Source organism: Spirosoma terrae, assembly GCF_010435915.1.
Classification (GTDB): domain Bacteria; phylum Bacteroidota; class Bacteroidia; order Cytophagales; family Spirosomataceae; genus Spirosoma; species Spirosoma terrae.
Map to the genome: position 1 here is coordinate 1,011,820 of NZ_JAAFZH010000001.1, position 22,082 is coordinate 1,033,901.

A 22,082-nucleotide genomic window follows, 5' to 3' on the forward strand; every position below is an offset into this window, starting at 1 on the left:
CGTCGACAATACTCTGTATATACGGCCAACAGGATTAAAGCGTAGTGAGTTTCGTTAGAGACAATCAACGTCGATAACGATTGAGACTTGCCGCAATCCCTTATCGGTCAGAATGTCGTTAATACGTTCCTGAATAAAGGCTTTAACGGCTTTTACATTCATTTTGTCGCGTTCGAGTTTTACGAGAATATCAACTAAAAATTGATTCCGAATGCGTTCAACAAGCGGTTCTTCAGGGCCAAGTATACGCGTGCTCCCCAACGTGTCGGTCAGTTCGGCGGCAAGTCGCTCGGCAGCCTGGTGGCTGATATGTCGATCGGGATGGCGAACCGTTAATTTAATGAGCCTCGAAAAAGGGGGGTAGTTAAAATCCTGCCGTTCCTGAATTTCTTCCTCGTACAACCCTTTGTAATCATTGTCGATGACTTTTTGCAGGATTGTTTGCTGCGGACTATTGGTTTGAATGAGTACTTTTCCCTGACGACCTGCCCGTCGGCCTGCCCGTCCGCTAACCTGAGTTAGTAGCTGGAAGGCTCGTTCGGTGGCCCGAAAGTCGGGAAAACGAATCAGTCGGTCAGCATCAAAAATCCCGACCAGACTAACATTATCGAAATCCAGCCCTTTCGTGATCATTTGGGTACCAACCAGCATATCGACCTGACCGCCTTCGAATTCCTGAATAATTTGCTGATAGGCATTTTTGGCGCGGGTTGTATCCATATCCATTCGTAACACGCGCGATCCTGGAAAATAGATCTGCAGCTGATCTTCGAGTTTTTCGGTACCGAAGCCCAGCGTTCGAACTTTGGTGGAACCACAAATGGGGCAAACGCGGGGAACCTGTTCTTTATGCCCGCAATAATGGCAGCGCAGTTCGGCATCGCGCTGATGATACGTCAGACTAACCGCACAGTTGGAACACTCGGCCGTCCAGTCGCAGTCTTCGCATTGCATGTATGGGGAATAGCCACGCCGGTTCTGGAAGAGGATACTTTGTTCTTTCCGTTCCAGATTGGTCTCCAGCGCCTGGAGCAGCGTCGACGAAAATTCATTCTTCATCGTTTTCTGCTTCTTCTCCTGCTTGGTATCCACAAGCACAATAGTGGGTAATGTAGCTTCGCCAAATCGCTGAAAAAGCTCGACCAGACCATATCGCCCCTGCTTTGCCTGATAGTATGTTTCCAGGGAAGGCGTTGCGGAGCCGAGCAGTACTTTGGCTTGTTGCCAGTGCGCCAGCATAATCGCTACGTCGCGGGCGTGGTAGCGGGGAGCCGGATCGTGCTGTTTGTAGGAGGTTTCGTGCTCTTCATCCACGATAATCAGCCCCAGATTGTCGAAGGGCAAAAACACAGCCGACCGAACGCCAACCACAAACTGATACTGGCCAGAAACGATGCCTTTCCAGACCTCGACTCGCTCATTATCAGAGAATTTAGAGTGATAGATGCCCATCTTATCGCCAAACACCCGCTGTAGTCGTACAACAATCTGCGTTGTTAAGGCAATTTCCGGCAGCAGATAGAGCACCTGAGAGCCGCTTTCCAGCGCCTGCTGAATCAGGTTTATATAGACTTCGGTTTTACCGCTACCGGTAATGCCATGTAGTAAGACAATGTTCTGACTCTCGAATTGAGTCATTATCTGCTCTGACGCTTTCCGTTGGGCATCGGTTAGCTTAATCTCAACAGACGTAGCCGGCGAATTGTCGGAGAAACGCGGCTGGATGACTTCAAAGGTTTCGAAAACGTTGTTTTTAATGAGCGTTGTTAACGACGACTGCGATAGCTCTTCGGCCTGATTCAGAATGGATTTATCCAGTCCTTTCTGGTTGAGGGATGGATCGCGCTGCATAGGAATATAGCTTAGATAACGCATGACTATTTCCTGCTGCTTTGGCAATTTTTCCAGCCGTTGAAGCAGTACCAGTAATTGCTCGCGTTCTTCGTAGTTCCGATGCAGACGTACCTTACGTATCATCTTGGGAACATACTTTTCCCTGACTTCTTCAAAAACAATAACCGCCTTCTTGCCCACCAGCGATTTAATAAGAGCAGGTACATTGCTGCCTGTCCCGGCCAGCCGGCCAAGCTCATCGTAAGACAAGGCAGGTTGTTTCTTTAGCTCCGCGAGCAATATAGCCTCTACGTCGGTAAGCAGTTCAGGATAGTCGAAATCGGGGTTGAACTGTACCTTCGATTGGCTCGAAATCTTGAGCCCAGAGGGTAACGCTACGTTCATGACCTCGCCAATGCAGCACATGTAGTACTCTGAAATCCAGTTAAAAAGCTCAATTTGGTAACTTGTAGTTAATGGATATTCATCAAGAACTTCGCTGATGTAACGCGCCTGGTATTGGCTTGGCGGGGTGTTATGTAAACGGGCTACAATAGCTGTATACACCCGTCCATTATTTTTTCCAAAAGGCACTATAACTCTGGCACCAATTTTGAGCCCCTCAGCCATCCCTCGCGGAACTCTGTAGGTGAATAATTTAGGCACCGGTATAGGCAAAATTAAATCGGCAAAGAAAGTGACTTCTTCGGCCTCAAATGAAGAAAATAAGGAGTAAGGCTGATTTTCCACAAATAAACTAGGTACGTCAGGTAAAGATAGACAGAAAATAAGCAGTTCATGGCAGACCTTTTGCACAATGTGGGCCTATCTGTTTATCACGTTTGAATTACTACTAACACAAAGGAAAGTATTGGAAAAGTAGGTATACTTTTCTTTTGTATATGTGTACTTTGACCGTAAAAGCTTAAGTAACAAATAGTACTTAACTTGTTAAGCTTCGTTTATGGAACAATTCTACTCATGCCAAACACTCTCTTTTCAAAGGTTAACGCTATTGATGGTCTTCCTTTTCTGCTGGAGCTTCTCAGTACAAGCACAGATTAAGGGTAACGTATTCAGAGACTTCGATTCAAATGGTATTCGTTCTGATACGTTGCCTATTGAAACCGGTGTGCCTGGGGTGACAGTCCGGGCTTTTATTGGCTTAAGTAAAGTTCCTGTTCAACGAACAACGGATAATACCGGTAACTACTCATTCACTGAAAGCGATATTCCGGTAGGAAAATCGGTTCGGATTGAATTCAGTAAGCTACCGGCTGGCTATTACAATGGGCCACATGGAACCCAAAATAGAACCAGTATTCAGTTTGTTCAATCGCCAGCGGAACGTGTCGATTTAGGTATTAATTATCCTTCCGACTACTGCCAGCCAAACGGAGTTAGATTGATTGTACCGTGTTACGTCAATGGCAATACACAAATCACAACAGATGCTAATGGGAATCCGGTTCCTGAAGAGCGTCAGGCAGCTAAAGGAGATGCCCTTGTTGGGGTTTCCTACGTAGCCAATGGTGTTGCTGGCCCCGATAATTTTCCGCCCGATCATCTGGCAACTGCCGATCAGGTAGGGGCGATTTGGGCGCTGGCTTATCAACGCCGGTCGAAAAAACTGTTTAGTGCGGCTGTTGTCAAGCGCCATATGAGTTTTGGCCCCTTGGGAACAGGCGGTATTTATATGACCGATATGGAAACCGGTGCCACGAGTAATTTTATCGATCTGAAAAGCATCGGCATTGATACGGGCAACGATCCGCATAGTGGTTTGTGGGGCGATAAAACGCAGGCCAGTGTCGACGCCGGTCCGATGAAGGCTATGGGTAAAGTCAGTATCGGCGGAATGGATATGTCGGAAGATGATAAAACACTCTACCTCATTAATCTGAACGATCGAAAGCTTTACAGTGTTTTTCTTAACACCCCGGCTCGTGTTCCGACGGCATCCGACGTACGGTCGTGGCAAATTCCTGATCCGGGCTGCTCAAACGGCGATTTCCGGCCCTGGGCGGTGAAAGTATATCGTGGAAAAGTGTATGTTGGGGTAGTCTGTTCGGCAGAAACGTCGCAGCAGCAAAGTGATCTGAAAGCAACCGTTTATCGATTCGACCCTACCTCGGCTACGCCAGCTTTTGACGAAATTCTGTCGTTTCCACTCGATTTTCGGCGTGGACCCGCCGACGGTACGTTCGATCCGCTGAACCCAGATCGGGCCTGTACTAAATATGACCATTGGCTTCCCTGGACGGATGCCTGGCCAGAAACCTGCGGTCTGGGGATTAACCCTACCTTCGTGATGTTTCCTCAACCCATTGTTAGTAGTCTGGCCTTTGATGATGACGGGTCCATGCTGATTGGGTTTCTGGATCGATTCGGCCACCTTTCTGGCCTTGCTAACCATGACCCTCAGGGAAATGGCTTTTATAATGGCTTCACAGGCGGTGATTTGCTACGTGCCTACAACAACAATGGAACATTTGTGCTGGAAAGTAATGGTATAGCGGGCGACCGGACGGGCAGTGGCGTGGCTAATAATGAAGGGCCGGGTGGAGGAGAGTTTTATGGAAAAGATGAATGGTTTTTTATTAATAAAATTGCCCACTCGGAAGTGACGAACGGGGCCCTATTGCTCATACCTGGCTATAACGAAGTTCTAACGTCGGCTTACGATCCAATCGATAATGTATTTCAGTCGGCCGGTCTGAAAGTTTTCCATAACGGCAATGGCCAGGAAAATCGTAGTTATGTCATCTATACTCAGTTAGTGGGGTCTTTTGGGAAAGCGTCTGGTTTGGGTGATGTCGAAGCGTTGTGTGACCCTGCTCCAGTGCAAATTGGTAATCGGGTATGGTTTGACGATAATCGGGATGGTATACAGGATGCGTATGAACCTGGCATTGATGGCATTGTATTAACCCTCCATGATATGGAAGATGGGGGGAGGCAGATTGCTTCTGAAACAACCCACGATGGTGGCCAATATTATTTTACCAATGCCAATGTGCCGGGTGGATTACGGTTCGATCATAAATACGAAGTTCGAGCCGATACAGCACAGTTTTCGAAGTTGGACCTACGCGTACCGAATGCTGGTATACAAGCGAATGCTCGTAGAGCTGGTGCACGTGTAAGTGCAGAAACAACCCGGCATTATGCGTTGTCGCCTGCCAACCGATCTAACTTTATAGATAATGACCTGCGCGATTCGGATGCAACCATGAATGGTACCTATGCACAGATTCCTATTACTACGCTTGATGCCGGACAAAACGATTTTACGCACGATTTAGCTGTTTACTCATGCCCTGTTTTAACGAATGAACGTGCTGAAATAGAGGTTTGTCCGGGGGCAAGGTTGGATTCAATCGCAGCTACTATACAACATCCGAGCCAGGTCGATTCGGTTCGTTTTGTTTTATTTACCAGCCCGCAATCGGGTACGGCCATGTACGAAAATACGGGTGTTGTGCTGGGTACTGTAAAACCTGATGCCAATAATCGGGCTGTTCTGTATAACCTGGCCATTACTACAACGAATACTAATTCCTATATCTATTCGATCGTCTATCCAACCCCTGAAGATCCAAACTGCCGTCAGTCGGCTGCGACTACCTTGCTTGTTGGGCCATCAATTTCAGCGACGGCGACGGGAGGGTCGATTACTTGCTCTACTACGTCGGCTACCTTAACCGCGACTGTCAGCTACACCGATGGTACGCCGGTACCCGGAGCAGTCTACAGTTGGAGCGGCCCCAATGGGTTCACCAGCACCGCCCAGAGTCCAGTTGTGAGCATGGCGGGTACCTATAGCTTAACGGTGAGTGATCCGGCCTGTGCGGGCTCGCTGGCCAGCGCTACGGCCGTGGTGGTAGCTGATACGGGCAAACCAGCTCTGGTGGCCTACGGTGGATCGGCTCCCTGTACGAATTGTGCGTTCACCTTGTATGCAGAAGCGCCAGGGGCTACCTTGCTGTGGAGCGGTCCCAATGGCTTTACCAGCACGGAGATTGAGCCGGAAGTGACGCTTCCGGGCGAGTACACGGTAACGGCCACGGGGGCTAATGGCTGTTCGGTATCCGAGATTGTGGAAGGGCAGCCTGCCCAGAATGAGCCTTGTACGACGGTAATTTCCGCGACGGCGACGGGCGGTTCGATTACTTGCTCTACTACGTCGGTCACCTTAACCGCGACTGTCAGTCATACCGATGATACGCCGGTACCCGGAGCAGTCTACAGCTGGAGTGGCCCCAATGGGTTCACCAGCACCGCCCAGAATCCGGTTGTGAGCATAGCGGGTACCTATAGCTTAACGGTGAGTGATCCGGCCTGCGCGGGCTCACTGGCCAGCGCTACGGCCGTGGTGGTGGTGGCCGATACGGCCAAACCAGCTCTGGTGGCATACGGCGGATCGGCTCCCTGCACGAATTGTGCGTTCACCCTATATGCAGAAGCGCCGGGGGCTACCTTGCTCTGGAGCGGACCTAATGGGTTTACCAGCACGGAGATTGAGCCGGAAGTGACGCTTCCGGGCGAGTACACGGTAACGGCCACGGGGGCTAATGGCTGTTCGGTATCGGAAACAGTAGATGCGTTACCGGCGCCAGGAGATGATCCGTGTATAAATCGAGTGCCACGCTGTGTACCAATCAAAATAACCAAAATTCGCTAGTCATAGGTTGACAATGCCGGAAAAGCCCTCGAAGACGCAACCTTTGAGGGCTTTTTGTGTGTTACAAACAGGAGCCTATTGCTTTACCTGAATTATAGCATGCAAGTGTACGATGTTATTATCGTTGGCGGTGGACCATGTGGTCTGGCTGCCGGAATTGAAGCCACAAAAGCCGGATTGAGCCATCTGATTCTGGAAATGGGTAGCTTAACAGAATCGATTCGGTTATATCCCCGGCGGATGCGATTTTTCTCGACCGCCGAAAATATCGAAATCGGAGGACTACCTTTTCCCATTTCTGGCGTAAAAGCTGGTCGGGATGAAGCCTTACAGTACTACCGGAAAGTTGCCGCTTATTTTCAATTGAATTTTAAACTGTTTCAGACGGTTTGGGATGTTCAAAAACACGACGACCTGTTTACGGTATCGACCACAACGGGCGAACACTACCAGGCGCGTAAAGTGATTATGGCTACGGGCTATTTTACCCGCCCTCGCTGGCTAGGCGTTCCGGGAGAGGATCTGCCGCACGTATCGCATTACTACGACGAACCGTTTAAGTACTCATTTACGAACGTAGTGATTGTTGGTGCTTCCAATTCGTCGGTTGAGGCCGCGCTGGAACTGTACCGACATGATGTCAATATAACGGTTGTTCACCGGGGCGAAGATTTCCGCAGCACAGTGAAGTACTGGCTGGTGCCGGACGTGAAAAATCGGGTGAAAGAAGGGAAAATCAAGACTGTTTTCGACTCGGTTGTGACGAAGATCGAAGAGAAAACGCTAACTGTTACAAACCTGAAAACCGGCGAAGAAGCCCAGCTCCCTGCCGATTTTGTGCTGATACTAACAGGCTATATTCCCGATGCCGAACTGCTACGTCGGTGTGGTATCGAGCTGAACCCGGCTACGCAGGTTCCGGTCTACAACAAAGAAACATTTGAAACAACAACGCCTGGTCTATATGTCTGCGGTACGGTAATGGCCGGCATATTCACAGAGAAGGTATTTATTGAAAATGGCCGCGAACACGCTCAGTCGATCATCGATCATATCGTTGGACGTGAGGTGCATCGAGTAAAAGAACTCATTGAGCGAATTTAATACGTATCGCATACTACATATCCAGCGAGTTGGTTGTGGGTTTACCTGCACCCAACTCGCTTTTTTTAGTAGGGTACCGGGCTCATCAGCCAGAGAGCTAACTAGTTGAGTTTATGGGCATGGCCTCAATCGGGTTGAGTTCATAACGTTGATGAACTATTTTTGCTGAAAAAGCGGCCATTACGTGTTGACCGCAACCTTAAAACTACTTGTGTGAACGTGTCTTCTCGTATACTTCGTCTTCTTTGCGTAGGCATTTTGCTGCTTGCTGGTGTTACGTCGCTCGTTGCCCAGTCGCCAACCTCCGTCTGGACCAGTCAATACTGGACTGCCCGCTGGATTTTGCATCCGACAGCTCCTGCCCGCCAGTATGGCATTTATCATTTTCGTAAGTTGTTTGATCTTGGGCAAAAACCTGCTCGATTTGTGGTCCATGTATCGGCCGATAATCGGTACCGTCTGTTCGTAAACGGGAAAGCAGTTGCGCACGGCCCGGCTCGGAGCGACACGCAGAACTGGAATTACGAAACCATCGATATTGCTCCTTATTTACAGCCAGGACGTAACGTACTGGCTTCGCAGGTATGGTATATGGGCGAAGGCGCTCCGTTTGCGCAGATGAGCTATCAGTTAGGATTCGTGTTGCAGGGAGATGGCGATACGGAGAAACTAGTCAATACCGATGCGACCTGGAAAATATGGCGGAATCAGGCTTATTCGCCAATAAAAAACGATATTCCCAAACTGCGTACCTATATCGTTGTGGGAGATGGCGACCGGGTCGATGCGTCGCAGTATCCGTGGGGATGGGAACAACCCGGATTTGACGATAAAAACTGGGTTGCTGCCAAACCGCTTAGCTTTCCTACCAAACCGCGCGGATTGGGTACCGACGGCAACTGGGGGCTAGTTCCTCGTACCATTCCTATGATGGAAGAGCGTCCGCTACGGCTGGCATCGGTTCGACGTAGCGACAACGGAACGATGGACAACGCTTTTCTGCAGGGTAAATCGCCGGTAACCGTACCGGCCAATACCAAAGCCGTATTTCTGCTTGATCAAAGTTACCTCACCAATGCGTATCCTGAATTGACCGTTAGCCAGGGCAAAAGTTCCACCATTACGGTAGGCTACGCCGAAGCACTGATTGATGCTAAAGGACAAAAGGGAAATCGAAATGAGATTGAGGGACGGACGTTACGTGGTTTTGAGGATCAGTTTATTGCCGACGGCGGAGCGAAGCGCGTATTTCGACCGCTTTGGTTTCGTACGTACCGATACCTCCAGCTAACGGTTGAAACCAAAGACGAACCGCTTATACTCAATGATCTGATCGGTCAATATACTGGCTATCCGTTTGAAGAAAAGGCCCGTTTTGCGGCCAGTGATACCACCTTACGGAGTATATGGAATGTGGGCTGGCGCACGGCTAAACTTTGTGCGGGTGAGAACTATTACGATTGCCCTTATTACGAACAACTCCAGTATACTGGCGATACCCGAATTCAATCGATGATTTCGCTCTACGTAACGGGCGACGACCGGCTGATGCGGAAGGCTATTCTGGATTATGACCATAGCCGTTTTAACGACGGCCTAACGCAAAGCCGCTACCCATCGGCAGACTTTCAGGTTATTCCAACGTTCTCGCTGTTTTGGGTTTGTATGATTCATGATTACTGGATGCATCGGCAGGATGATGAATTTGTGAAGTCGATGCTACCGGGAATACAGGGAGTACTGAACTGGCATGAACAACGTATTGCGAAGACAGGCTTAAATGGTCCGCTGGAGTGGTGGAATTTCGTAGACTGGTCGAAATGGCAGAACGCAAAAGACGAAGCTGCCGGCGGAGTTCCGGCGGGTGCCCGCAAGGGTGGTTCCAGCATTTTGTCGCTTCAGCAGGCATATACGTATTTTCGGGCGGGCGATTTGCTGGCGCACTACGGGTATAATGAACGGGCGGAACATTATCGGGAGCTGGGTCGTCGGCTCAACAAAGCAGTTTATGCGCAATGCTGGGATGCCAGCCGTGGATTGTTTGCGGATACTCCCTTAGCCGCTGCCGGTCAAACGGGCAAAAGTAGTTTTAGCCAGCATGCCAATATTCTGGCTGTTCTGACCGATGCTGTGCCCGTTAATCAGCAAGCTACGTTGCTGCAAAAAGTAATGGCCGATACGTCGCTGACACAGGCTACGTTCTATTTTAAGTATTATCTCTTTGAAGCGCTGAAGAAAACCAGGCAGGGCGATTTGTTTGTGGCGCAACTCAAACCCTGGCGCGATATGCTGGGTATGGGACTGACCACCTTTGCCGAAAATCCCGAGCCGACCCGTTCCGACTGCCACGCATGGAGTGCATCGCCTTTGTACGAATTTTTGTCAATGACCTGCGGAATTCGCCCTGCCGAACCCGGATTTAAGTCGGTCAGAATAGAACCCTATCTGGGCGATCTGACAACGGTTAATGGGCAGATCCCTCATCCGCTGGGTTCTATCGTTGTTCAGTTTCAAAAAACAGCGTCAGGAGGCCTGTCGGGTACCGTTACGTTGCCAGCTAATCTGTCGGGAACCCTCCGTTGGAAAAGCAAAACGATTCCATTGAAGGCAGGTAGTCAGTCTGTCAGTTTATAAATATACCAATAGTTGTTAGTGCTGCTGTCTGTAATGTTGACTTATATGTGTCGCTATCAAATCATATATAACGGAATAGCGAAAAAAAATACGTATCAACACGCTTTCGGGCATAGGTAAGCAGAGCATTCAACGTTTTTTGTATTTTTGCAACTTACAAGTTACGGTGGGTATCGAAACGTCCGGACATTTTGCCCGGGCGTTTTTTGTTTTCGAGTAGCCTGGTCAGGTTATTTTTTCGGTCATTTATCTGCTCTGATTGACATAGCGAATAGTTTTGCACTCGATTGCTGATCAACCTGTATGAAACTCCTGGTATACTTTTTTTTTAACGTAGTACTTTTTGCTCTGTCCGCTCGGGCTCAGCCTGTTCCAAAGGGAGCTACCGCTATTGAAGTGACGACTACGTTAGCCGGTTCAGTGTTGTTTGAGTCCGTACAGGCTTATCTGGAAGATGCCGGATTCGATATCGACGAAGCCAACGAAGATGAAGGAAGTATTGTAACCGAGTATAAGGTTATTTCGGATTTTGGGGCTATCAAAGAACCGGTTCAGATACGTATTCTTGCCCACGTTGAGGAAGGCGTGGTTTTGTTTAAGGGAGAAACTGTTGCTTCAACAATCGGACGTAGTAGTCGGAGCAATCCCGTAATTAATACGCTAGGTGTTGATGGGGCGGCCAATGGCGAATTTTCCCTGATGAATGAAGTCATTACGCGGTATGCCAAAACGTTGGATCTGGCAACTATAGAATACAATGTGCCCTGAACAGATTTTGGTATGGCAACGAACCGAGTTTCGCCAAAACACTTATACTCCACAACTGTTTAGGTTTTTGGTGCCTGTGTGTGGGCACTGTGTTAAAGTACACTACCAAGGAGAGCCCGGCAACGCCGGGCTTTTTTGAAAAAAAACAGGCTACTCTAAAAAGAGCAGCCCGGAAAAGAAAAGTGTTATCGGCTATATATACGCACCTGGTTTGGATCTGGATTTACTATTCATGAAAAAAATAGCATTTGAGCATAGTTTTTTTGTGGCTAGTACATATTGGGTTGATAATGAGGGTTTTTTGGACCGACAGAGGTAATAGATTTATTTCCTGAAAATAGTTGTGGCGGCAGCCTGTGCCCCCGCTAAAATGGTGATATCCGCAATGGTAACGCGGGTTGGGGCGGTGACGGCGTATATAATGGCATCGGCGATATCTTCGGCTTTTAGAGGAGTAAACCCTTCATATACTTTAGCCGCCCGATCGGTATCTCCTTTAAAACGAACCACCGAAAATTCGGTTTCTACTGCGCCGGGAGCAATATTGGTTACCTTAATGCCATGCTGGGTTAAATCCAGGCGCATACCGGTACTGATGGCTTCGACGGCGGCTTTACTAGCGCAGTACACCGCTCCGTTAGCGTATATTTCTTTGCCCGCTATTGAGCTGATATTAACAATGTGGCCCCGTTTTTGCTCAACCATCTGTGGAATAACGGCTTTGGAGACATACAGTAAGCCCTGCACGTTACCGTCAATCATTTGATCCCAGTCGTCAATATTACCGTCCTGAATGGGGCCAAGGCCATGCGCATTGCCCGCGTTATTGATCAGTACGTCAATCGCTTTCCATTCGTCCGGTAAACTGCTGATGGCCTCTTCCACTTCATCGCGTGAGCGAATGTCGAAGTTGAGGGTAATAACGGTAGTGCGGGCGCCCAGTTCTTCCTGAAGTTCATCCAGACGTTCCTGCCGACGGCCGCATAGAATCAAACGATACTCAAGGTCAGCAAACGCTTCGGCAGTGGCATGTCCAATACCCGAAGTGGCTCCAGTGATAAGTGCGATCATAAGAATCAGATTGTATGTACTTCACAAAAGTAATAGAATCTAAGCGGGGGGATTCCGATAAAATTGGCTGGAAACGACAGATTTACCAATCTATGGGGATAGATGCGCATAACGGCCCATAATTTGCTATTGACTACATATGAATTACTGATTGCCGAATTAGATTAGCTCTAGTCACTATAAAATCAGATCTGTCTAGTATTGATTGCCGCTTAATCAGTTTGAAAGAAAGCGATAAACGCCTTTGCTGAATAGAGGTTATGTGTTGACAGTCAGTTAAATTGGTGGCTATAGGGATACAACTTAGACGCAATCTGGAAACCAACTGCAATAAGCTATTTTATAACTATGATTCCTGATTTTTCGGTGGTGATACCGACGTATCAGCAACCGGCACTGCTTTTGAAATGTCTTGATGCATTGGGGCAACAACGCTTCCCGCGCGATCAATACGAAATTATTGTGGTAGACGATGGAAACTCGCCCGAAACGGCAGCAGCTGTTGCTCTCTTTACAAAGCAGATTGCTCAGTCGGGCGGACCACTGGAAGTGCGGTATCTGGGTCAACCTCAATCGAGAGGGCCTGCTGCTGCCCGGAATCGTGGCTGGCGGGCGGCAAGAGGACGTATCGTGGCTTTCACCGATGAAGATTGCTTGCCGCAACCAGCCTGGCTGGCCAATGCGTTGACCAGTTTTCAGCGCGGAGCGCAGGTTGTTACGGGCCAGGTACGGTTGACATTACCAGATGAGATTACAGCCTACAACGCCAAAAGCTCCTATCTGGAAATGAGCGAATTTATTTCGGCCAATTGTTTCTGTCGGAAATCAGCACTTGACCGAGTCGGCGGTTTTGAGGAAGCGTTTGATTTCGCCTGGCGGGAAGACAATGACCTTCAGTTTAAGTTTATTCAGGCTGGTATTCCCATTATCAAATGCCCGGAAGCCGTTGTCGTTCATCCAATGCGCGAAATGCCCTGGTATGCTCCCCTCACCAACGAACGTAAAAATCGGTATGACGCGTTGCTCTATAAACGTCATCCTGATCTGTTCAGGCAACGTATTGCCATGGACCGGAGCCTGATTCTGGAGTACTACGCATCCGTTTTAGGGGTGAGCGTTGGCTTTTTAGGAGCGTTGATCGGGAGTACTATGGCTGCTGCAATGGGTTTCGGAGTGTGGAGTGTGCTGACTATAAATATGCTCGTTAATCAAATGCCGGATAAAGTGACCAGTACGAATCTCCGACAAACCATACTGACTACGCTGGCTACCCCGTTTCTGGCGGTCTACTGGCGGTTATATGGAGCCGTGAAGTACCGAGTGTTGTATTGGTAAACGAGCGTTGGTTTCGGCTAGTGCATTTTATGCCTCGTTGTCGGTGTCTCAAAGCCGACAACACGGCATTTTTGTTTGACTCATGGCACCATCATTATACCAATTATTTTGTCGTAAGTGCTTGTTGCTGGTAGTAAGGCTAGCGAAAATGACGGTTTCCTTCGATTCTTTTTGCATGTAAGGCACATTTGTAGCATTCCTGTTGTTTATTGGGTAGTTTTGAGTTTTCCAGTACAGGGTGAATTACTAATGAGATGAGCCATTTGCAACAGTCTTTCACGGTTCGATTCGCATACAACGTTTTCTTTACCGAAAAGCTTTTCACGATTACCAATCCAATACTTGCCGATTTTTTCCGTCAACAGGCTAACGAAACACGTAAGAAAGTTCTCTTCGCTATCGATTCTGGCGTTGTCGATACCCATCCTAATTTGCTGGCCGACATTAAAGCGTATTTCGATCAATACGCTGATCTGGTTGAGCTGGTCCCGGACCTTATCATAATTCCGGGTGGCGAAGTAGCTAAAAACGATCCGAAGTGGGTTGAACTGCTTGTGGATGCCGTTGATCGCTACGGTATCGATCGACATTCGTACGTTATCGGATTGGGGGGCGGCTCCATTCTCGATATGGTTGGCTATGCTGCTGCCATATCGCATCGGGGCATTCGCCATATCCGCATACCGACAACGGTTCTGTCTCAGAACGATTCGGGGATTGGCGTAAAAAATAGCGTCAACTATCGGGGTAAGAAAAACTTCCTTGGTACGTTCGTTCCTCCTGTAGCGGTTTTTAATGACAGCGAGTTCTTAACGACGCTGGATGATCGCGACTGGCGGGCCGGTATTGCCGAAGCCATTAAAGTGGCGCTAATCAAAGACGCTACGTTCTTCGAATGGATAGAAGCAAATGCGGCTGCACTGGCCGCTCGCGATATGGAAACGATGGCGTATCTGATCCATCGTTGCGCGGAAATGCACCTTCAGCATATTGCTGGTGGCGACCCGTTTGAAATAGGATCGTCGCGTCCGCTGGACTTTGGTCATTGGAGCGCTCATAAGCTGGAACAACTGACCAATTTTGAGCTACGTCATGGCGAAGCAGTTGCCATTGGCATTGCGCTCGATAGTCTGTATTCGCAGAAAATCGGCTGGCTTTCTGACGCTGATACCACGCGTGTTCTCGCTACGTTACGTACGCTGGGTTTCACGCTTTATCAACCTATGCTTGATGCTGATCATAGCGAAGGTGTTTTGAAAGGCCTTTCGGAGTTTCGTGAGCACCTCGGTGGGCGCTTGACCATTATGCTGCTGCAGGGTATTGGCAAAGGTGTTGAAGTTCACGAAATTGATAATGATCTGGTTCGACAGTCGATTGCAACGCTAAAAGAACAGGAGCCGTCCGTTCAACTCGCATGAAAAAACTAGTTGGACACCTCGGATACTGCACCAATATCCACGCGGGCGAAACCTGGACCGATCATTTTGCCGCTCTACAGGATGCCATTCCAACGCTGAAACAACGGTTGTCGCCCGATGCGCCATTTGGCATCGGTCTTCGCCTGTCCGACATTGCCAGTCAGGAGCTGGAAAAGCCCGAAAATCTGGTTGCGTTTCAACATTGGCTGGCCGATCAGGATTGTTACGTATTCACCATGAACGGATTCCCGTTTGGTGGTTTTCACGACGTAGTGGTGAAGGATCAGGTACATACGCCCGACTGGACTACCGAAGCGCGGGTTGAGTACACGAAACGGTTGTTCCGGATCTTGTCGGTATTATTGCCCGTCGACGAACTGGGCAATGCCATTCAGGGGGGCGTTTCTACATCGCCACTCTCGTATCGGCATTGGTTTGAATGGGAGCAGCCAGCCGCCCGCGATTATATTTTTTCGCAGACAACTCAGAATGTGCTGGAAGTTGTGGCTGAATTGATTCAGCTACGGAAGCAAACCGACCGGCTGATGCATCTTGATCTGGAACCTGAACCCGATGGTGTTATCGAAACGGCCGACGAGTTCATTGCCTGGTTCACCGATTATCTGTTACCAATGGGCATTGAGCAGCTGTCAGAACAGTTTGGTTTGACCGATGAGGAGGCTGAAGCACGTATCTGTGAACACGTTCGGCTTTGTTACGATGTTTGTCATTTTGCCGTTGGTTACGAACGCCCTGCTGACGTACTCGATAAACTGAAAGCGTATGGTCTCCGGGTCGGTAAAATTCAGATCAGTGCCGCTTTGAAGGCAGAGTTTCCGGCAGATGCAGAAGGACGTAGTGCCGTAAAGAAAGCATTCGAACAATTCAACGAACCAACCTATCTGCACCAGGTTGTTGCCAGAACCCAGTCGGGTAATCTGGTACGGTATCCTGATTTACCGGAAGCGCTGACCAAGGGAACCGACGATGAAACGGAATGGCGGGCTCATTTTCATGTGCCACTTTTTGTGGATGATTTTGGCCTGTTAAAATCGACCCAGGACGATATTCGTGACGTATTACGTCTGCAAAATGAGCGTTTATTCACGAATCAGCTCGAAGTAGAAACGTATACCTGGGGTGTCTTACCCGAGGGATTGAAACTTGGCCTGGTTGATTCCATTGAGCGAGAAATAAAGTGGGTGCTAAAAACAATGATGAATGATGAATAATGAAATAGCCTGTCGGGTATATCATTCATCACTTATCATTCCTCATTCATCATTATGCAAAAGACCGTAGTACTCGACGTTGTGGGTTTATCGTATTCGCTGATTGGTGAATATACACCCTTCCTGAAACAGTGGTTTGCTGGTAAGCATCAGGCCACTATCGATCCCATGCTTCCGGCGTTAACTACGTCTGTTCAGTCGACCTACGTAACGGGAAAATGGCCCAGTGAAACCGGTATTGTCGGGAATGGCTGGTACGACCGGACCGATTCGGAGGTTAAGTTCTGGAAACAGTCCAATAAGCTGGTTGCTGGCGAAAAAATATGGGAACGAGCCAAAAAAGTTGATCCTGATTTTACGGTCTCGAAAATGTTCTGGTGGTACAATATGTATTCTACCGCCGATTTTTCGGCCACGCCACGCCCACAGTATCCATCCGATGGTCTGAAAATTCCGGATTGCTACACGCATCCCGGCGAACTGCGCGACAGGCTTCAGCAGGAACTCGGTACGTTTCCGCTGTTTCACTTCTGGGGCCCCAATACAACCATCAAAAGTACACGCTGGATTGCCGATGCATCGATGCTGGTCGATAAATGGCATCACCCGACGCTTACGCTGATTTATTTGCCCCATCTCGATTATTGCCTGCAAAAATTTGGTCAGGATTTTTCGAAAATAGGCAATGATCTGCGCGAGATCGACGACGTTTGCCGCGATCTGATTCAGTATTATGAAAAGGAAGGCGCCGAGGTTATTGTATTGTCGGAATACGGTATCACGAATGTAAGCCGCCCGATTCACATAAACCGGATTCTGCGCGAAGCTGGTTTGATACGGTATCGCGAAGAACAGGGGCTTGAAATGTTCGATGCAGGGGCATCGCCCGCGTTTGCTACGCCCGATCACCAGATTGCGCATGTGTATATTAATGATTGGTCGCGGTCCGACGGGTCGGTGTTCGATAAAGTACGTACCATGCTGGAAAATACGCCCGGTATCGAACTGGTTCTGGATAAGGAGCAACAGAAAGCCTATCATATCGATCACGAACGCGCTGGCGATCTGGTCGTGGTGGCTGACGCCGATAGCTGGTTTACCTATTACTACTGGCTCGATGATGCCAAAGCACCCGATTACGCCCGGTTAGTCGCTATTCACCAGAAACCGGGTTATGACCCTGTTGAGATGTTTATGGACCAGACCAATCCATTTATCAAGCTGAAAGCGGGCTATAAGCTGGGTCGTAAATTGCTCGGGTTCCGGTATCTGATGAACGTAATTTCGCTGGATGCTATGTTAGTAAAAGGTTCTCACGGACGTATCGGTACCGCACGTGAACATCATCCGGTGTATGTCAGTAGCCGGAACGTAGGTAATGCCCTGTCGGCCACGGATGTGTACGATAAGCTGTGGGAAACTATAACATCGGGGGTGACAGAAAAACAGACGAACTGATTTCTTGGTTGTTGTGGCGAAAGGTCGTAACTTAAAACTATGAAACCGTACGTCGTCCTTCTGCTGCTTGCCTCCGCCTGTACGTCGAACCGGCCTCCGGCTGTGAATGCCCCAGCCGACGGGGCCGAATACTATCAGCCAAGCCAGCCGACGTATAAACTTCAGTCGCGGATTTTGCCCGATCCGCAAGGAGGTCTTGGCCATTCGCAGGACCCGGATATTCGGGTAACGGAGGTTCGGCTGACCGCCAGTTATACGGTCGTTTATATGACCTACGCAAAAGATCAGCGCGATCGCTACTCGAATTTCTACGGTACGAGTAGTATTTCGTTTAATCCGAAAGCTGTGCTGGCTACGTCGGATGGGAAGCGAACCTTTAAACTCCTGAAGACGGAAGGCGTGCCCATGTCGCCGGAAACGGTCGAAATCAAAAATGACGAGAAGTTACCCTTTGTGCTGTATTTTGAACGGCTGGACAAAGGTATTGACACCTTCGATCTGTTCGAATGCAAGAGCGATAACGAGAACTCGTGTTTTAACGTAGCGGCTATCAATGTCGAAAATCCGTTGGATGCTACGTCTCAGCAACCGAAATAGCATTCTTTTCTAACGACCCTGAATACTGATACGTCGCTATCGACGTTACACTATATATTGCCTATGTAGTTGATTACAAGTATGTCGTTTTTTGCTTCCTCTAAACATCGTTCGCGTAAATTTCTGTTTTTTACTGGTTTGCTGGGTGTAAGCTTCCTTACGTTGGCCCAGGTTACGTTAAAGTTTCGGATGCTGAGTGGGTATTCGCTCAGTAGCGATGCGCCCGTAACGAAAGGGAAACCAACGTTATTCGTTTTTGAGACACCCGACAGGTTCGAGGAGATTTTTAAGCCAGTTGATGGTGCTGGCATACGAGTCGATAAGCCCAACTTTTCCCACGAGATGGTTGTTGGTATTGCCCTGCCGCCAACCAACAAACCGCCAAAGCTGTCGATAAGCCGCGTATTTGTCCAGGATTCGGTACTGACGGTCCGTTACATCAAAATGGCCGATACGAGTCTGACCAAAAATCCACTGCCGGTTACGTCGCAGCCTACGTTATTGCTGGCTATTCCTGCCCAAACCGTGTTAAGCACGCGCATCATTGAAAATGGTCGGGTAGTGGCTACACTACGTAAAAAAGACACGGACTAACTGAAGGTGATCGTTTATCACAAGGTTCGTTGAGCGGTACGTTATTGCAGGCTCAGGCAGGAACATCTATGTCTACACAGGTTCCGTTGCCGGGGCTGCTGTTAATATGGATATGCCCGGCCAACGTATCAATGCGGGTCATAATGTTATGAAGGCCAATGCCGCTAGCTTTCGGGTCCGGCGTAAAGCCAACACCATTATCACTAACGGATAGCCGTGTTCGTTGAGGATTATGGGCCAGATTCAGTACAACCTGACTAGCCCGAGAATGCTTTATGCTGTTATTGATCAGTTCAAGTGCTACGTTATACAACTCAAATTCCACGGTAGAGCTGGGCCGTTGATAATCGGTACCTACGTGTAGTTTGAATTGAATATCAGGATTGTAGTTTAGCTTGTCCGTTAGTTTTTGTAGCGCCGAAGCCAACCCGTGCGTTTGTAGCTCAGTAGGGAGTAGGTTGTGCGAAATTAGTCGCACATCGGAATAGATATCTTCGAGCATCTGGATAAGACCGGCATACATCGTTTGATCGGCCGCGCTATAATCTGATACGTCCCAGGCTTCCATACGCCAGCGTAAGGCGGCCAGTTTGGTATTCAGGTTATCGTGCAGTTCGGAGGCTACGCGCTTTCGTTCCAGGTGCTGTCCTTTGTAGAGCGCTTCTTCGATTTCCTGATTTTTACGGGTCAGCTGTTCGTTTTTGTGCGTGAGTTTGCGGTTCGACCAGAATATCAATCCGGCAATCGATAGCGCCAGCACCGACAACGCGATAAGAAAGTTGCGGGACTGGGTTAGTTTCTCGTTCCTGAGCGTTTGTAAACTCAACTGCGTTTGCTGTCGTTGCTTATCGAATTCATAATTCATGGCCGAAACCGTTGCTTTTTGCAGCGATTCTTTATTGAGCAGCGAGTCGGAGTCGGTTTTGTATTGTTTATAATGCGCTAATGCTTTTGCTACGTTGCCCGACGCTTCATAAGCATTGGCGAGTATCAAATGGTACTCCGACCGTTCTGCCAGCAACGGCGGATCAGAATCGTTGGTCCATTTCAATCCTTCGGTGGCGTAACGGATGGCCTGCGTATACTCGTTTCGGGCGAGGTGAATTTTGCTGTAGTTAATCTGAACAAGGTGGTCGAGAAAATCCTCTGAGTCGACTACCTCCCGATACAATTTGTCTCCCAAACTTGTGTATTTGAGCGCATTATCGTAGTCTTTAAGTTGCAGATAGACTTTGCCCATGCGGGAGTAGGTTTTCGGCAGCCAGTACGTTGTCTGGGTTTTTTTATGGATAGCGGCTGCTTCTGTCAGTGTTTTCAGTGCTTTACCAAACTGCCCTGTTTTTTCGTAAATATCGGCTTGCTGATTCAGTACAAACCCTTTTAAAATAGTATCGTCGCGTTTTTGGGCTACCACAGAAGCCTCATCAAAAATTTTCAGCGCTTCTTTATACAGACCCAGGGCCGAGTAGGCAACCCCAAGATTGGGTAGGGTTGAGCGAAGCCCGGCCAGGTCGTTGGCTTCTTCCTGAAGTTGCCGGGCTTTCAGGTAAAATTCGACGGATTGGCTGTATCGGCCACCACGGCTGGCGAATTGCGCTTTTTCGTTATAAATCAGGCCCTGCCATGATTTATCGCCCAATTCAACAAAAATGGCATTCGCTTTATCCAGCAACGGTATGATCTCCTTTTGCCGAGTCAGGTTATCGCCCAGCAACTGCGATTTCCGTACATACGACTCGGCTTCCATATGCCGATCATTTAGCCGGGTCGCAATCTGTAAAATGGTGTCGAGTTGGGCGTAGGCACCTTCCAGGTCGGCCTGGCGGTCGGCTTCAATACGAACGAGACGTAGCCGGGCGTTGCCTTCGCCCTTCAGAAAATTAAGCTTTCTGGCCAGTTCGAGCGATTGCCTGCTGTATAAAATGGCTATTGAATCCTGACCACTCAGCCAATACGCATGGCTTAACTCATATAAAACCCGGACGCGGTGCGTATCGGATTTGGTGGTTGTCAGTTCTTTTTGAAGAGTGGTGATGGACTGAGCCTGTAAGCAAACAAAAAGCGCAGACACGATGCCGACGGCGCTTACACCGATAACTTTTTTTAGGAACCTGTTTATGTTAAAAGAAATGCCGGTGTGGATCATCGTCAGGGAATAGGGTGTGGATTGTTTACTTAAGTAGGCCTTATCGCGCTGATAAATAAGGCTTAAGTAAACGAATTCTCCTGATCCCAACAATGCGAACGGAGCAGAATATAGGTTTTCCTATAGAGGATACATTTGGGTCAGATCGTGTTTTTTGTAGTACGTAGCTGGGCGATTCCGATCGTTGTGTTGCTGTTCGTGATGCCGAAAAGCCTAAGCCATACCCAGCCAGCTAACAATAGCCGGCCCCCAATAGTATAGCGTAAAATAGTAGGTGCCCACACCTAAGAAAACCGTTGCCAGTATTAATAATCCGGATGCCAGTAATTTCAGGGCTGACGAGGCCCGGTACGTTCCGGTCCGACCAAGGACTTCTACGACCAGCAGGTTCGGAATATAGAAGAAGAAGGCCATCACCTGGTCAAATGGGCCATCGAAGGTGCGTGTATGTCCCAGTCCATTGGTAAACATGACCCAAAAACCATAATCCATGCGATACAGCCAGGAACCGATAGCCAGGGCATATAGTCGGAGTGCCCAGAGCCGATGTTGTTCTATATTCCGCCGAACCGCGTGCCGGTAGGTTTCTACGGCTGCCCAGCCCATTAAAAGCCCATAAAGCGCAAAGCCAACACTCATGACTGGCCCGCCAATTGTGCCATTGATAGCAATGAACACCAGGCCACCTACAGCGGCCAACAGGCAAGCCAGCACATACAGTCGGCCAATCCAGCGGTGCAAAGCCGGAAAACGAACCCGGACCGAGTCGAGTAACTGGATACTGCCTAAAATCAGGATAATGCCCCCGGCCGCAAAATGAACACCAATGCCAGTGGTAGCCGTAGCCGCGCCCGGCGCATATAAGCGCGGAAGCACTCCGTTCCAGCGTTGCATATCGCCCTGATACAAGGCGGCAGCATAAAAAGCCAGAATATAGAGACCGAACAGAAATGCGCTGCTCCAGACCGTTATAGTCAGGATGCGGCCCGACCAGTGAAGGAGGCTGGAACTCAGCTTCGACATAAATAGCCAGCGAGCTGTCGGTGGAATATCGTTACTGACCATGTCAGTAGGGGAGTTGATTGATTATCAGTTAAAAGAGGAAGACAAATATGGTTTCTTTTTCGCTAGAAAGCTAGCGGTTGAAGGGCGAAGAGAAAGCTTACAGATGATTTAGGTACCGTTGATGGTGAACAGAACCGATGTGT

General features: G+C 48.8%; 14 protein-coding genes. 10 read left to right on the forward strand and 4 right to left on the reverse strand.

Translation table 11 applies throughout. The features are described from left to right. Window positions 1-54: 54 nt before the first annotated feature. The gene (gene priA / locus GK108_RS04480; protein ID WP_163943366.1) at window positions 55-2,583 is read right to left on the reverse strand and encodes a replication restart helicase PriA; all 2,529 of its coding nucleotides are present in this window, start codon (window positions 2,581-2,583) and stop codon (window positions 55-57) included. Between the two features lie 268 nt (window positions 2,584-2,851). On the opposite strand from priA, the gene GK108_RS04485 reads away from it, so the two are divergent. The 4 genes from GK108_RS04485 (at window position 2,852) to GK108_RS04500 (ending at window position 11,023) form a co-directional block, all read left to right on the forward strand. After that, window positions 2,852-6,517 (forward strand): SdrD B-like domain-containing protein, encoded by a 3,666-nt coding sequence (locus tag GK108_RS04485; RefSeq protein ID WP_246224654.1) that lies wholly within the window; start codon window positions 2,852-2,854, stop codon window positions 6,515-6,517. A gap of 99 nt (window positions 6,518-6,616) precedes the next feature. Next, window positions 6,617-7,621: a YpdA family putative bacillithiol disulfide reductase gene (locus GK108_RS04490; RefSeq protein WP_163943372.1), complete on the forward strand. Its 1,005-nt coding sequence runs from the start codon at window positions 6,617-6,619 to the stop codon at window positions 7,619-7,621. 255 nt (window positions 7,622-7,876) lie between these two features. Next, window positions 7,877-10,255, forward strand: a complete 2,379-nt coding sequence (locus GK108_RS04495; RefSeq protein ID WP_394366270.1) for an alpha-L-rhamnosidase-related protein — start codon at window positions 7,877-7,879, stop codon at window positions 10,253-10,255. A gap of 303 nt (window positions 10,256-10,558) precedes the next feature. Continuing rightward, complete coding sequence (locus GK108_RS04500; protein ID WP_163943375.1) at window positions 10,559-11,023, forward strand: hypothetical protein; 465 nt, start codon at window positions 10,559-10,561, stop codon at window positions 11,021-11,023. Window positions 11,024-11,347: 324 nt separating this feature from the next. On the opposite strand, the gene GK108_RS04505 is transcribed toward GK108_RS04500, so the two are convergent. Continuing rightward, window positions 11,348-12,100: an SDR family NAD(P)-dependent oxidoreductase gene (locus GK108_RS04505; RefSeq protein WP_163943837.1), complete on the reverse strand. Its 753-nt coding sequence runs from the start codon at window positions 12,098-12,100 to the stop codon at window positions 11,348-11,350. 342 nt (window positions 12,101-12,442) lie between these two features. On the opposite strand from GK108_RS04505, the gene GK108_RS04510 reads away from it, so the two are divergent. The 6 genes from GK108_RS04510 (at window position 12,443) to GK108_RS04535 (ending at window position 18,728) form a co-directional block, all read left to right on the forward strand. Continuing rightward, window positions 12,443-13,429: a glycosyltransferase family 2 protein gene (locus GK108_RS04510; RefSeq protein ID WP_163943377.1), complete on the forward strand. Its 987-nt coding sequence runs from the start codon at window positions 12,443-12,445 to the stop codon at window positions 13,427-13,429. Window positions 13,430-13,683: 254 nt separating this feature from the next. Further along, window positions 13,684-14,847 carry a 3-dehydroquinate synthase gene (locus GK108_RS04515; protein WP_163943380.1) on the forward strand — a complete coding sequence of 388 codons (1,164 nt, stop codon included), beginning with the start codon at window positions 13,684-13,686 and terminating at the stop codon, window positions 14,845-14,847. Then, the gene (gene eboE, locus GK108_RS04520) at window positions 14,844-16,079 is read left to right on the forward strand and encodes a metabolite traffic protein EboE (RefSeq protein ID WP_163943383.1); all 1,236 of its coding nucleotides are present in this window, start codon (window positions 14,844-14,846) and stop codon (window positions 16,077-16,079) included. The genes GK108_RS04515 and eboE overlap by 4 nt, the downstream gene beginning before the upstream one ends. A gap of 54 nt (window positions 16,080-16,133) precedes the next feature. Then, entirely contained in the window at window positions 16,134-17,537 is a 1,404-nt protein-coding gene (locus GK108_RS04525) for an alkaline phosphatase family protein (protein WP_163943387.1), read from the forward strand. Between the two features lie 39 nt (window positions 17,538-17,576). After that, the gene (locus tag GK108_RS04530; RefSeq protein ID WP_163943390.1) at window positions 17,577-18,134 is read left to right on the forward strand and encodes a hypothetical protein; all 558 of its coding nucleotides are present in this window, start codon (window positions 17,577-17,579) and stop codon (window positions 18,132-18,134) included. Window positions 18,135-18,215: 81 nt separating this feature from the next. Then, a complete protein-coding gene (locus GK108_RS04535) occupies window positions 18,216-18,728 on the forward strand; it encodes a hypothetical protein (RefSeq protein ID WP_163943392.1) in 513 nt (170 codons plus the stop codon). 52 nt (window positions 18,729-18,780) lie between these two features. Here the strand turns inward: GK108_RS04535 and GK108_RS04540 are convergent, their stop codons facing one another. Further along, the gene (locus GK108_RS04540; RefSeq protein WP_163943395.1) at window positions 18,781-20,799 is read right to left on the reverse strand and encodes a tetratricopeptide repeat-containing sensor histidine kinase; all 2,019 of its coding nucleotides are present in this window, start codon (window positions 20,797-20,799) and stop codon (window positions 18,781-18,783) included. Window positions 20,800-21,087: 288 nt separating this feature from the next. Beyond that, a complete protein-coding gene (locus GK108_RS04545) occupies window positions 21,088-21,939 on the reverse strand; it encodes a DUF2306 domain-containing protein (RefSeq protein ID WP_212592710.1) in 852 nt (283 codons plus the stop codon). Between the last annotated feature and the right edge of the window lie 143 nt (window positions 21,940-22,082).